Source organism: Pseudomonas vanderleydeniana (genome assembly GCF_014268755.2).
GTDB lineage: Bacteria > Pseudomonadota > Gammaproteobacteria > Pseudomonadales > Pseudomonadaceae > Aquipseudomonas > Aquipseudomonas vanderleydeniana.
Window position 1 is genome coordinate 1,207,889 of sequence record NZ_CP077093.1, and the last position, 13,624, is coordinate 1,221,512.

A 13,624-nucleotide genomic window follows, 5' to 3' on the forward strand; every position below is an offset into this window, starting at 1 on the left:
GCTGCAGCAGATCGAGAAGCTGCAGGCCGAATACGCCCTCAAGCTGCAGGACGCCCTGGGCGGCAGCCGCAACGCCCATGCGGCGCTCGATTCACTGGCCAACGCCAGCCAGGCCTCGCTGAAAAAGGCCAGCGAGTTGTTCGAGGAGCAGGTGGTGATGGCCGAGACCCTGGAGGCGCCGTGGCCGGCGTTCTATGAACAGGTCAGCACGGTCATGGCCAAGACCTATCAGCTCAATGACGCGACCCTGGCGTATTTCGCCCAGGAACTGCAGCAGCGCCTGGAGCAGAAGCGCCTGCAGATGCTCCTGCTGGTGGTGGCCCTGGCGGTGGTGTTCCTGTCGATCGTCTATCTCTATGGCGGTTTCTACGCTTCGACCCGCACCACACTGCGCCGCCTCGGGCAGATGATGGACAAGGTCGCGGCGGGCGACATGACGGTCAACTTCGTCGCCCACAGTCGCGATGAGCTGGGCGAGCTGGGCGCGGTGTTCAACGGCACCGTGGCGAAGATCCACGACCTGATCGAGCGGGTCGGGCAGACGGTCGGCGAGGTCGAGCGCCAGGCCGGGCAGGTCGAGTCGGTGTCCGCCCGCAGCAACCAGGCGGTCGCCGGGCAGCGCAGCCAGATCGAGCAGGTCGCCACCGCCATGAACCAGATGTCGGCCACCGCCCAGGAGGTGGCGCGCAGCGCGGCGGCGGCGGTCAGCAGTGCCCATAGTGTCAACGACGAAACCCTCAATGGCCGGGCGCTGGTGGAGTCCCAGCAGGGTTGCATCGCCCAGTTGGCCGGCGAGATCGACCAGTCGGTGCAGGTCATCAATCAGCTGGCGAGCGACAGCCAGGCGATCAGCCAGATCCTCGAGGTGATCAAGAGCATTGCCGAGCAGACCAACCTGCTGGCCCTGAATGCCGCGATCGAGGCGGCGCGTGCCGGTGAGCAGGGGCGCGGCTTCGCCGTCGTGGCCGACGAAGTCCGCACCCTGGCCAAGCGCACCCAGCAGTCGACCGAGGAGATCGAGCAGATGATCGGCAAGCTGCACGGTGGCGTCGGTGCGGCGGTCAAGGCCATGGGCGCCAGCCACCAGATGGCGGGTGGTACGGTGGGGCAATCGGAAAAGGTCCAGCGTGCCCTGGAAAATATCCTGGGAGCGGTGGGCATGATCGTCGACCAGAACCAGCAGATCGCCGCCGCCGTCGAGCAGCAGACCGCCGTGGCCCACGACATCGACCAGAACATCGTCGAGATCAACCGCGCCGGCGAGCGCACCGCCGATGGTGCACACCAGACCGAAAGCGCCAGCCGGCAACTGTCGGCCCAGGTCGTGGAGCTGAAACAGCTGATTGGCGCCTTCCGGGTATGAGTATTGGAACAGTCTGTAGTACTTGATTGCTTGGCGTGTAGCCAAAATCCTGTTTTCTTTAGCGGCCGACCTTTCTGCTCAGGATGAGCGAACATTCGTTTACCCAGCTTCACCGGCCACTAGGGAGGAACAGGTTTGAAGGAGACGCTCATCGGCATCAACGGGGTGTGTGCCCACTGCAACGGCACATTCCCCCTCAGTGCCTGGCACCTGAATGCGATCGCCATCAATGAAAGCTTTGCCTGTGGTTGCTGCAACAAGGCCGTGCAACTCAATTGCCCGCAGCAGCTCAAGCGTTTCAGGGCGCTCGACTCGCTGTCGATGCTCAAGGCCAGCATGATCGTCCTGATCGGCACCTCGCTGCTGGTCGCCCTGGTCTGCGAGTGGATCGGCCTGATCAGCGTGGTCGAGCAGCTCAACTTTTCCCTGCTGGCACTGCTGCTGTATTTCGCCACCCTGCGCTACGCCCGCTACCGGCAGCGGCTGACCCTGATCCTGCAGCCCGTCGTCAGGTCGGATTCGCTGACCAGTTGAACAACGCACAGGCGTTGGCGGTGCTGGCGGCGGCCAGCGTTTCGGGGCTGACGGACATGAGTTCGGCGAGGGCTCGGCAGATGGCCGGCAGATGTTCCGGGCTGTTGCGCATGCCGGGGAACATCACCGGGGCCATGTCCGGCGAGTCGGTTTCCAGCACCACCGCTTCCAGTGGCAGGTCGGCGATCACCTTGCTCAGGCGTAGCGCCTGCGGCCAGGTTCCAGCACCACCGAGCCCCAGCTTGAAGCCCAGCTTGATGTATTCCCGAGCCTCTTCGCGGCTGCCGGCGAAGGCGTGAATGATGCCGCCGCGGGCCAGGCGAAAGCGCTTGAGCGTGGCGATGGTCGCGGCATGGCTGCGCCGCACGTGGAGCAGGGCGGGCAGGCTGAAGTCCGCGGCCAACTGCAGTTGCGCCTCGAACAGTCCCTGCTGGCGCTCGCGATCGAGTTGCGGGAGGAAGTAGTCCAGGCCGAATTCGCCCACGGCGCACAATTGCGGGTGGCCGGCCAGGCGGTCGAGCCAGTCGCGCAGATCGTTCACATCGCTCGGGCGATGGTCGTCCAGGTACACCGGGTGCAGGCCCAATGCGGCATACAATTGCGGGTCGCCCTGCACCAGCTCCCAGACCCGTTGCCAATTGTCCCGATAGACGCCCAGCACCACCATCCGCCCGACGCCGAGGGCGCGGCTGCGCTCAAGCAGTTCGCCACGGTCGGCATCGAAGTCGGGGAAGTCGAGGTGGGTGTGGGTGTCGATCAGCTCCATGTTCAAGCCTCGCGGATGCGCTGCTTGAAGGTCCGGGCGATCGCCTGGACGCCGGGTTGGTAGTTCTTCTCCTCGATGGCGGCCAGGGCCAGTTGCAGGGCCTTGTCCGCGATCAACTGGTGTTGCTGGGCCATGGCGTTGACCGGCAGCGGCAGGAAGTCCAGCAACTGCGTGTCACCGAACGTGCCCAGGCGCAGTGGTTGCGGATTGAGCGGCTGCGCCTGCAAGGCATCGAACACGCCCTGCAGCAGCACGTAGGAGGTGGTGACCAGTGCGTCGGGCAGATGGCCCAGGCGCTTGACCAGCGTATCCATCAGCTCCCGGCCGCACTCGCGGCTGAAGGCCTCGCCGTGCTCGATCAGCACTTCGCCGGCGAAACCGTCGAGCGCTTGCTGGAAACCGCCGGCCCGCTGCTGGCTGATGCTCAATTCGGCGCGGGCGCCGATCAGGGCGATATGCCGGGGCTTGGGTTGCAGCAGGCTGCGGGTCAGTTGCAGGCTGGCCTGGTGGTCATCGCTGACCACCGAGCAGAAATGCTCGGGCTGCATCTCCCGGTCGATGGCGATGATCGGCAGGCCGCGTTCCTGCAGTTGGCGATAGCTGTCGTCCTCGCCTGGCAGGCAGCTGGCGACGAACAGGGCATCGCAGCGCCGGGCGCGGAACAGTTGCAGCAGCTCGAGTTCGCTCTGCGGGTCATCGTCGGAGCTGGCAATCAGCAGTTGGTAGCCGCGGGCGCGGGCACCTTGCTCCAGCAGCTTGGCAATGCGCGCGTAGCTGGGGTTTTCCAGGTCCGGCAGGATGAAGCCGAGGGTGTGCGTCCTGCGGCTGCGCAGCCCGGCCGCCTGGGGGTTGGGGGTGAAGCCGTATTGTTCGACCACCGCCCGTACCCGCTCCACGGTACTGTTGCTGATGCGCTGTTGCTCGGCCTTGCCGTTGATGACGTAACTGGCGGTGGTGACGGAGACACCGGCCAGTTGGGCAATATCACTGAGTTTCAAGCGGATGATTCCTTGTTAGCTGTAGCTCATGGCTGCATGTTCGTTGATCGTATCCTATTTTCGAGCCATGACACTGGGAAGGAGCTGCGGCATGGGTTGCAGGGGAACAGGTCTGAGGCCCCCGGAGCCTCATCGGCGGCTCCATGGTGCAGGAATCGGGCGAGGCTGTGGCGAGTGGGCATGCCCACGCTCGGCTGCGCAGCGGCCGCAAAACCTGCCACTGTGTTGTGCCTGATAGACCGGGTGGGCGGTTTTGGGGCCGCTGCGCGACCCAGCGCGGGCAAGCCCGCTCGCCACAGGGGGGCGGTCATCAGGCCCGGCATCCGGTGTCCATGGCTGGATGGGGGCTGGTAATGCGGAGAAACAGCTTTCAAAAAGAACTTATATTTCCTACGTGTTTTTGGCATGGGAGAATATTGAGTGCGTTCAGTGCCGTGTCTACATTTCCGAGGTCGCTGCCAAATCAGCGATGCGGGTTTCGCAGCCCGGTAGTGAGCTGGCGCACAGCGCCGCGTAAGCGGCTTTTTCATGTCTGCGTTATGGCGGGCTGTGCGCAGGAGGCTTATGCCTGCCGGTTTCCAAGCTCACCGGTCTGCGAACCTGCGTACAGTTCGCCACCCTTGTTTCGCAGCCAGTGTGGTGATCCCCTCTCATGAGCTCGGAGATCTACCATGGTGAAGAAAATCACCCCTGATCCACCTACCGTTTCCAGTGACCCTGCGCAGCCGCGACGTGATGCCGCCCGATTGCTGGACTCCCTTGCATTGACCCTCTCCAGAACCGTCGACCACACCGATCCCCTCAAAGCTTCGTTGTTTGTCATCCAGCCCGGTGTCACTGCCCACGATGCGCTGAGCTATGTCTCGCAATTGCTGGCGGTCGCCGAGCTGAACGGCGACGAAATCGGCCTGCATGCCAACCCGGTGGAGCGCACGCTGTTCTGGGGCATGCTGCATTCGGTGGAAATGGCCAGGGCGGTGGTGGATGCGCTGCTGGCGGGTTCGGCCACATCCCCCGCAGGGGACGGCAACGGCTAGAACCTCAGGAGGGTAGCGGCCTTTGGGAGCTGGGCTCGCTGGCTAAGCCTTTGTCGGCCTCAAGGGCCTCTTCGCGGGCAAGCCACGCTCCTACAGAACCGAGTCGTACGTCCATTGTGCGCTCGACACGCCCCCTGCAGGAGCGCGGCTCGCCCGCGAAGAGGCCCCCAAGCCTTGCTCAGCACCCCCTCTTTCCTGACCCTCACGCAATCTCACCGACCGGCAGGGCTTCTACGTAGGACAATAATCGAGTAACGTGTGAGAACTTTTAGGTTAAACGTTTCAGCAAACGTATTTAAAGGCGATTACGGCCCGTGTCACGGTTCTGCCCAAATACCGTTTCACCTCGTCCGGCCGGTCAGCCTAAGCTGATGTATTCAAAACAATACCTAGCGCCCAGCCGTGGACGCTGAATAGGAGAAAGGCATGCTTGAGCTTACCGTAGAGCAGATTTCCATGGGCCAGTCGGCCGTGGACAAGTCTGCCGCCCTGCAATTGCTCGCTGACTCACTGGTGGCCGACGGCCTGGTCGCCGAGGGTTATCTGTCCGGCCTGCAGGCCCGTGAAGCACAAGGCTCGACCTTTCTCGGCCAGGGCATCGCCATCCCCCACGGCACGCCGCAAACCCGCGACCTGGTGCACGTCACCGGCGTGCGCCTGCTGCAGTTCCCCGAGGGCGTGGATTGGGGCGACGGCCAGATCGTCTACCTGGCGATCGGTATTGCGGCGAAGTCCGACGAACACCTGCGCCTGCTGCAACTGCTCACCCGTGCCCTCGGCGAGACCGACCTGGGCCAGGCCCTGCGCCGCGCCAGCAGCGCCGAAGCACTGTTGAAGCTGTTGCAGGGCGCTCCTCAGGAACTGGCGCTGGATGCACAGATGATCGGCCTCGGCGTGGTCGCCGAGGACTTCGAGGAACTGGTCTGGCGCGGTGCCCGCCTGCTGCGCCAGGCCGACTGCGTGAGCAACGGCTTCGCCGCCGTGCTGCAGCAGGTCGAGGCCCTGCCACTGGGTGATGGCCTGTGGTGGCTGCACAGCGAGCAGACGGTCAAGCGCCCGGGCCTGGCGTTCGTCACCCCGGAAAAACCGATCCGTTACCTTGGCCAACCGCTGCACGGCCTGTTCTGTCTCGCCAGTCTCGGCGAGGCTCACCAGGCCCTGCTCGAACGTCTCTGCGCGCTGCTGATCGAAGGCCGTGGTCATGAGTTGGGCCGCGCCACCAGCAGCCGCGCGGTGCTGGAAGTGCTGGGTGGCGAGCTGCCGGCCGATTGGCCGAGCGCACGTATTACCCTGGCCAACGCTCACGGCCTGCACGCCCGTCCGGCCAAGGAGCTCGCGCAACTGGCGAAGAGCTTCGAGGGCGATATCCGTGTGCGCATCGTCGATGCGCCGGGCAGCGCCGTCTCGGTAAAGAGCCTGAGCAAGCTGCTCAGCCTCGGCGCGCGCCGCGGCCAGGTGCTGGAGTTCATCGCCGAGCCGAGCATTGCCGCCGATGCGTTGCCGGCCCTGGTCGCCGCCGTGGAAGAGGGCCTGGGCGAAGAAGTCGAGCCGTTGCCGGAGGTCGCGCCCGTCAGTGCGCCGGTGGAAGATCCACCGGTGGTGTTGGCCGCGCCGACCGCCGGCAGCCAGCTCCAGGCGATCGCCGCCGCACCGGGCATCGCCGTCGGCCCGGCTCATGTCCAGGTCGCCCAGGCCTTCGACTACCCATTGCGCGGCCAGTCCGCCGCTGTCGAGCGCCAGCGCCTGCAAGAGGCCCTGGGCGAGGTGCGCAAGGATATCGAAACGCTGATCCAGCGCAGCAAGGCCAAGGCGATTCGCGAGATTTTCATCACCCACCAGGAGATGCTCGACGACCCGGAACTGACCGATGAAGTCGACAGCCGCCTCAAGCTCGGCGAAAGCGCCGAGGCCGGCTGGATGGCGGTGATCGAGGCGGCGGCGCGCCAGCAGGAATCCCTGCAGGATGTCCTGCTGGCCGAGCGCGCGGCGGACCTGCGTGACATCGGTCGGCGCGTGCTCGCACAGTTGTGCGGCGTGCAGACCCTGGCCGAGCCGGACGAGCCCTATGTGCTGGTGATGGACGAGGTCGGCCCATCGGACGTCGCGCGCCTCGACCCGGCACGGGTCGCCGGTATCCTCACCGCCCGGGGGGGCGCCACCGCTCACAGTGCCATCGTCGCCCGGGCCCTGGGCATTCCGGCACTGGTCGGCGCGGGGGCCGAAGTGCTGCTGTTGGCACCGGGCACCACATTGCTGCTCGATGCCCTGCGCGGGCGGCTGCATGTCGCGCCGGACGCCGCCGTCTTGCAGCGTGCGCTACAGGAGCGCGATACCCGCGAGCAGCGCCTGCACCAGGCCGCCGAACAACGTCACCAGCCGGCGCTGACCGCCGACGGTCACGCAGTGGAAGTCTTTGCCAACATCGGTGAGAGCGCCGGGGTTGCCAGTGCGGTGGAGCAGGGCGCCGAAGGCATCGGCCTGCTGCGCACCGAGCTGATCTTCATGGCCCATCCGCAAGCGCCGGATGAGGCCACCCAGGAAGCCGAATATCGCCGTGTGCTCGACGGCCTTGCTGGCCGACCACTGGTGGTGCGCACCCTCGATGTCGGCGGCGACAAGCCGCTGCCCTACTGGCCGATCGCCAAGGAGGAAAACCCGTTCCTCGGCGTGCGCGGCATCCGCCTGACCCTGCAGCGCCCGCAGATCATGGAAAGCCAGTTGCGCGCGCTGTTGCGTGCCGCCGACAACCGGCCGCTGCGGATCATGTTCCCGATGGTCGGCAGCGTTGCCGAGTGGCGCCAGGCCCGGGACATGACCGAGCGCCTGCGCCGGGAAATCCCGGTGGCCGACCTGCAACTGGGGATCATGATCGAGGTGCCGTCGGCCGCGCTGCTGGCGCCGGTGCTGGCCGCCGAGGTGGACTTCTTCAGTGTCGGCACCAACGACCTGACCCAGTACACCCTGGCCATCGACCGGGGGCATCCGACGCTGTCGGCCCAGGCCGATGGCCTGCACCCGGCGGTGTTGCAACTGATCGACATCACCGTGCGTGCCGCCCATGCCCATGGCAAGTGGGTGGGGGTGTGTGGCGAGCTGGCGGCCGACCCGCTGGCGGTGCCGGTGCTGGTTGGCCTCGGGGTCGACGAATTGAGTGTGGCCGCGCGCAGCATTCCCGAGGTCAAGGCACGGGTGCGCGAGCTGGCCCTGCCGGCGGCCCAGGCCCTGGCCCGCTCGGCGTTGGCCGTGGGCAGCGCCGATGAAGTGCGTGCTCTGGTGGAGGCGGTGTAATGGCGCGGATTCTGACCCTGACCCTGAACCCGGCGCTGGACCTGACCGTGCAGTTGGCACGGCTGGAGCCCGGCCAGGTCAATCGTAGCGTGTCGATGCTGACCCACGCCGCCGGCAAGGGCGTGAACGTCGCCCAGGTGCTGGCGGATCTCGGGCATCAACTGACGGTGAGCGGCTTTCTCGGTGTGGACAACCGGCAGCCGTTCGAGGCGCTGTTCGCCCGGCGTGGTTTCGTCGATGCATTCGTGCGGGTGCCCGGGGAAACCCGCAGCAATATCAAGATCGCCGAGCAGGATGGCCGCGTCACGGATCTGAACGGCCCAGGCCCGGAAGTCGATGCGCAGGCCCAGCAGGCGTTGCTGGAGACCGTGGCGCGGATTGCTCCCGGCCATGACGCGGTGGTGGTCGCCGGCAGCCTGCCCCGGGGCATCAGCCCCCAATGGCTGCAGGCCCTGCTGCTGCGTTTCAAGCAACTGGGGTTGAAAGTCGCCCTGGACACCAGCGGCGAAGCCTTGCAGGCCGGGTTGGCGGCGGCGCCGTGGCTGGTCAAACCCAATACCGAAGAACTTGCCGAGGTTCTGCAGCGCCCGGTGGAGACTGCCGAGGCGCAAGCTGAAGCCGCCGCCAGCCTGCAGATCCAGGGTGTCGAGCACGTGGTGGTGTCCCAGGGCGCCGATGGCGTCAACTGGTTCGGCGCGGCTCAAGCCCTGCATGCACAGCCGCCGAAGGTGGTTGTGGCGAGCACCGTCGGTGCCGGTGATTCATTGCTGGCCGGCATGCTCCATGGCCTGCTCAGCGGCCATTCGGCCGAGCAGACCCTGCGCACCGCCACCGCGATCGCCGCGCAGGCGGTGACCCAGGTCGGCTTCGGTATCGGCGACCGGGTGCAACTGGCGCAGCTCGAGCAGGGCGTCAGCGTGCGCGCCCTGGCAGAACAATAAGAGGGATTGTGATGAACGTAGCCATTGTTACCGCCTGCCCGAATGGCATGGTCACCAGCGTGCTCTGTGCCCGCCTGCTGGAAGCGGCGGCCTTGCGCCTGGGTTGGAGCACCAGCGTCGAAGTCCACGATCCGCGTCACCCGGAGCGCCAACTGACGGCGGCCACTCTCGCGGCGGCCGAATGGGTACTGCTGGTCAACAGCGTCCCTGTGGATATGTCGCGCTTTGTCGGCAAGCGGGTCTACCAGATCCCGCCGGCCCAGGCGCTGCAGGATGTCGAAGGCCTGCTCAGTCGCGGCGCCGAAGAAGCCAGGTTGCAGGTTGCCCCCGAGCCGACGGTCGAAACCGTTTTACCCGGTCAGCGGCCCGCGCGGTTGGTGGCGGTGACGGCCTGTCCGACTGGCGTCGCCCACACCTTCATGGCGGCGGAAGCCCTGCAACAGGCGGCCAAGCGGCTCGGCTACGAACTGCAGGTGGAAACCCAGGGCTCGGTCGGTGCGCGCAACCCGCTGAGTGCCCAGGCCATCGCCGAGGCCGACGTGGTGCTGCTGGCGGCCGATATCGAAGTCGCCACCGAGCGTTTCGCCGGCAAGAAGATCTACCGTTGCGGCACCGGCATCGCCCTCAAGCAGCCGGATGCCACGCTGAACAAGGCCCTCGCCGAGGGCAAGCCGGAGACGGCGGCCGCGGGGGCCAGCCAGGCACCGGCCAGGCAGGAGAAAACCGGCGTCTACAAGCACCTGCTCACCGGTGTTTCGTTCATGCTGCCAATGGTGGTGGCGGGTGGCCTGCTGATCGCCCTGTCGTTCGTGTTCGGCATCACCGCCTTCAAGGAGCCCGGTACCCTGGCCGCCGCGCTGATGCAGATCGGCGGCGAGAGCGCGTTCAAGCTGATGGTGCCGCTGCTGGCCGGCTACATCGCCTACTCGATTGCCGACCGTCCGGGCCTGGCGCCGGGGATGATCGGTGGCCTGCTGGCGAGTACGCTCGGTGCTGGTTTCATCGGCGGTATCGTCGCCGGTTTCCTCGCCGGCTACAGCGCCAAGGCGATCAATCGTTACGCCCGGTTGCCTGCCAGCCTGGAGGCGTTGAAGCCGATCCTGATCATTCCGTTGCTGGCGAGCCTGTTCACCGGACTGGTGATGATCTACGTGGTCGGCAAGCCGGTGGCCGGGATGCTCGAAGGGCTGACGCATTTCCTCGACAGCATGGGCACGACCAACGCCATTCTGCTCGGTGTGCTGCTTGGCGGGATGATGTGCGTCGACCTCGGGGGCCCGATCAACAAGGCGGCCTATGCGTTCTCGGTCGGGCTGCTGGCGTCGCAGAGTTATGCACCGATGGCGGCGACCATGGCGGCCGGCATGGTGCCACCGATTGGCCTTGGGATCGCCACGTTGCTTGCCAGGCGCAAGTTCGCCCAGAGTGAGCGCGAGGCGGGCAAGGCGGCGTTCGTGCTGGGCTTGTGCTTCATCTCGGAGGGAGCGATTCCGTTCGCCGCCAAGGACCCGCTGCGGGTGATTCCCGCGAGCATCGCCGGAGGTGCGCTGACCGGGGCCCTGTCGATGTATTTCGGCTGCAAGCTGATGGCGCCGCACGGCGGACTGTTCGTGATGCTGATCCCGAATGCGATCAACCATGCGCTGTTGTACCTGTTGGCGATCATCGCCGGCAGCCTGTTGACGGCGGTGGTCTATGCCTTGCTGAAACGGCCGGAAGCGGTGGAGCTGGTGGCGGAGCCGGCGCAGGCCTGACCTGGCGTGCCGCCTCATGAAAGAGAGGCGATACCTTGTGGCGAGCGGGCTTGCCCGCGTTCGGCTGCACCGCAGCCGCAGTCCAGGCACCGCCCTTCTTCCTGATGCACCGCGACAACAGGCGTTGGGGGCGCTCGGCGCCCCAGCGCGGGCAAGCCCGCTCGCCACAAGGGCCGGTTCAGCACAAGGGCCGGTTCAGCTAGAGAGCTGGTTTGTCATTGGGGCTGGTTCACGGCATACGCCTCCGGTCTGCTGTCACACCTCTTTCATTCCCTGAAGCTAAGTTCAGCGTTTGGCTTTTTTCAGGGAGTTCACCATGAGCGATTTCAATCTCGGACGTCGACGTGTCGTGCAGGCCGTGGGCGCCGGTATTCTGCTGCCTGGCCTGGCCCCGGCGGTGATCGCCTCGGTCAAGGACCGTCCACAGCTGACCGACGGCGTGCAGTCCGGTGACCTGCAGGGCGACAAGGCGATCGTCTGGAGCCGCACCGACCGCCCGGCGCGCATGGTGGTGGAGTGGGACACCCGCAGCGTTTTCAGCAACCCACGGCGATTCGTCTCGGCGCTGGCCGATGCCCGTACCGATTTCACCGCCCGGGTCGAGCTGACGGGCCTGCCGGTCGACCAGGCGATTTTCTACCGCGTGCGCTTCGAGGACGCCCAGACCGGCGTCTCCAGCGAACCCTGGTTCGGCCACCTGCGCAGCGTGCCGCAACAGCGTCGTGACATCCGCTTCGTCTGGAGCGGCGATACCGTCGGCCAAGGCTTCGGCATCAACCCGGATATCGGTGGCATGCGTATCTACGAGGCCATGCGCCTGCGCCTGCCGGACTTTTTTATCCACAGCGGCGACACCATCTACGCCGACGGCCCGATCCCGGCGCAGATCACTACGGAAAGCGGACGGGTCTGGCGCAACATCACCACCGAGGCCAAGAGCAAGGTCGCCGAAACCCTCGACGAATTCCGCGGTAACTACCGCTACAACCTGATGGACGACAACCTGCGCCGGTTCAACGCCGAGGTGCCGCAGATCTGGCAGTGGGACGACCACGAGGTGACCAACAACTGGTCGCCGAGCAAGCAGCTGGACGAGCGCTACAAAAGCAAGGATATCCACAGCCTGGTCGGCCATGCGCGCCAGGCCTGGCTGGAATACGCGCCGCTGCGCCGGCAGCAGGCCGATGGTGGCGGGCGGATTTATCGCAAGCTCAGCTATGGACCGATGCTCGATGTGTTCGTGCTCGACATGCGCAGCTACCGTGGCCCGAACGACGACAACCTGGGTGGGGAAAAGGCCTTTCTCGGCCGCGAGCAACTGGACTGGCTCAAGCGCGAACTCAAGGGCTCGCAGGCGCAATGGAAGGTCATCGCCGCCGACATGCCGATCGGCCTGGGTGTGCCCGACGGCGAGGTCAGCCCCGGGGTGCCGCGCTGGGAAGCGATCGCCAACGGCGACCCGGGCCCGGCCCAGGGACGCGAGCTGGAAGTTGCCGAGCTGCTCGGCTACCTGCGGGCGCAGAGGGTACACAATACGGTCTGGCTGACCGCTGATGTGCACTACTGTGCTGCGCACCACTACCATCCGGATCGCGCCGCATTCCAGGACTTCGACCCGTTCTGGGAATTCGTCGCCGGACCGCTGAACGCCGGCAGTTTCGGGCCCAACGTGCTGGACAAGACCTTCGGTCCCCGGGTGGTGTTCGAGAAGGCGCCGGCGGTGCAGAACAGTTCACCCTTCGCCGGGTTCCAGTTCTTTGGCGAGGTGAACATCGATGGCCAGAGCGGCGAGATGAGCGTGGTGCTGCGGGATCTGGATGGCGTGGCGGTGTTCGAGCAGAAACTGCAACCGGTTTGAAACCGGCTGCAAGGGGCGCACAAAAAACATCATGGGTTTGCGCTGCTGGCCTGGCGTGCCTCTATTGCAGGAACGTACGGGTGTGGCGCAGTTGATGTGGCCTGACGGTGGCATAGGCCGCGGGGGGATTGCTCTGCCACTGTTCTTCGAGGGCAGCCCTTCCACGTTGCAGGCCTCGCAGTTGCTGGCACTCCTCTCCTGTCATGTAGGCCTCTACAAACGCGGTTATCTTTTTTTCGGCCAGATCAAAAGTTGTTTCGCGTGAGCGCTTGTCGCTGAGGATATCCGGGTGTTCCCTGTGCAATAGGTCTTTCAAGGGATTTAGCAGCGGGTTGGCGCCGCTGCCCGCCCCCTTGGGAACAAAGACACCCTGCCGGTTCGGTTCTCCCGGCATGCCCGTGGCCCAGGCCAGGCGACCCAGTTCGTACTTGAACCTGAGTGCCTGGTCCGCGGGCATCTGTTTCTTGTCGATGAATTTCTCACAGTTGTCATGGATCAGCGTAAAGCAGGCTCCAACCAACTCTTTGCGATTGTCTGGATCTTTCGGGTTTATCTTGTCTTTCAGGTTGGCGATTGCCCTTGCGACGATTGCGTTGAGGTGGGGGCTCGGTTTTTCGCTCGCAGGGCTTTGCCGGAGCGTTGCCGGGCGCTGCAGCCAGGGGCGTTCGCCTGTTTTCGCGGGGGAGTCGTTTCGACTGGGGGCAGGGAAGCCCGAGGGGGCGGCTTTCATTAACCCAGGCCGGTTGAAGACGGACCGTACTTCATTCTCCAATCTGTTGGCTCCCCTTCTTGCCAACTTGCCGGTATTGCTCACAAACGGAAGACTCGTTGCTGATGTAATGCTGTGCATCCTGACTGACCTTGTCTTTGTCGCGCCGAACGTACGACAGGGCCGTGTATTTAAGGGGTGTAATGCAGGCTGGGCTTATCAAAAAGGCTCAAGCAGGACACCCCCTGCTCGCTGTCCAGCGATTGGGACGTCAGCTACGACCGACGTTCCGCAGAACCCACGACAAGTGTCGAAATGCCTGCCGCCAGAGTCTGCATAGGGCGTCTCTGGCGGCACCCGCATGAAGGGAAGGGGC

At 65.4% G+C, this 13,624-nt stretch carries 10 protein-coding genes and 1 pseudogene; 8 read left to right on the plus strand and 3 right to left on the minus strand.

The annotated features are described in order from the left end of the window. Nucleotides 1-301: 301 nt before the first annotated feature. The 3 genes and pseudogenes from HU752_RS32045 to HU752_RS05410 form a co-directional block, all read left to right on the plus strand. Nucleotides 302-505 (plus strand): annotated as a pseudogene (locus HU752_RS32045) (HAMP domain-containing protein); the annotation flags it as partial. 153 nt (nt 506-658) lie between these two features. After that, nucleotides 659-1,363, plus strand: coding sequence for a methyl-accepting chemotaxis protein (locus HU752_RS32050; protein WP_437182356.1), 705 nt, complete (start codon nt 659-661; stop codon nt 1,361-1,363). A 135-nt stretch (nt 1,364-1,498) separates the two neighbouring features. After that, nucleotides 1,499-1,897, plus strand: a complete 399-nt coding sequence (locus tag HU752_RS05410; RefSeq protein ID WP_189656754.1) for a hypothetical protein — start codon at nt 1,499-1,501, stop codon at nt 1,895-1,897. Here the strand turns inward: HU752_RS05410 and HU752_RS05415 are convergent. After that, a complete protein-coding gene (locus tag HU752_RS05415; protein ID WP_186686303.1) occupies nt 1,872-2,663 on the minus strand; it encodes a TatD family hydrolase in 792 nt (263 codons plus the stop codon). The genes HU752_RS05410 and HU752_RS05415 overlap by 26 nt on opposite strands. A 2-nt stretch (nt 2,664-2,665) precedes the next feature. Then, complete coding sequence (gene cra / locus HU752_RS05420) at nt 2,666-3,661, minus strand: catabolite repressor/activator (protein ID WP_186686301.1); 996 nt, start codon at nt 3,659-3,661, stop codon at nt 2,666-2,668. Nucleotides 3,662-4,332: 671 nt separating this feature from the next. On the opposite strand from cra, the gene HU752_RS05425 reads away from it, so the two are divergent. The 5 genes from HU752_RS05425 to HU752_RS05445 all read left to right on the plus strand — a co-directional run bounded on the left by HU752_RS05425 (nt 4,333) and on the right by HU752_RS05445 (nt 12,539). After that, on the plus strand, nt 4,333-4,698 hold the full coding sequence (locus HU752_RS05425) for a hypothetical protein (RefSeq protein ID WP_186686299.1): 366 nt from the start codon (nt 4,333-4,335) through the stop codon (nt 4,696-4,698). 426 nt (nt 4,699-5,124) lie between these two features. Further along, complete coding sequence (gene ptsP, locus HU752_RS05430) at nt 5,125-7,986, plus strand: phosphoenolpyruvate--protein phosphotransferase (protein WP_186686296.1); 2,862 nt, start codon at nt 5,125-5,127, stop codon at nt 7,984-7,986. Continuing rightward, nucleotides 7,986-8,927 carry a 1-phosphofructokinase gene (gene pfkB / locus HU752_RS05435; RefSeq protein ID WP_186686293.1) on the plus strand — a complete coding sequence of 314 codons (942 nt, stop codon included), beginning with the start codon at nt 7,986-7,988 and terminating at the stop codon, nt 8,925-8,927. Before ptsP ends, pfkB begins: the two co-directional genes overlap by 1 nt. An 11-nt stretch (nt 8,928-8,938) precedes the next feature. Further along, nucleotides 8,939-10,681, plus strand: a complete 1,743-nt coding sequence (locus HU752_RS05440) for a PTS fructose-like transporter subunit IIB (RefSeq protein WP_186686290.1) — start codon at nt 8,939-8,941, stop codon at nt 10,679-10,681. Between the two features lie 316 nt (nt 10,682-10,997). Then, nucleotides 10,998-12,539, plus strand: coding sequence for an alkaline phosphatase D family protein (locus HU752_RS05445; RefSeq protein WP_186686288.1), 1,542 nt, complete (start codon nt 10,998-11,000; stop codon nt 12,537-12,539). Nucleotides 12,540-12,600: 61 nt separating this feature from the next. Here HU752_RS05445 and HU752_RS05450 read toward each other — a convergent pair whose 3' ends face one another. Next, complete coding sequence (locus HU752_RS05450) at nt 12,601-13,353, minus strand: hypothetical protein (RefSeq protein ID WP_186686286.1); 753 nt, start codon at nt 13,351-13,353, stop codon at nt 12,601-12,603. Nucleotides 13,354-13,624: the final 271 nt, after the last annotated feature.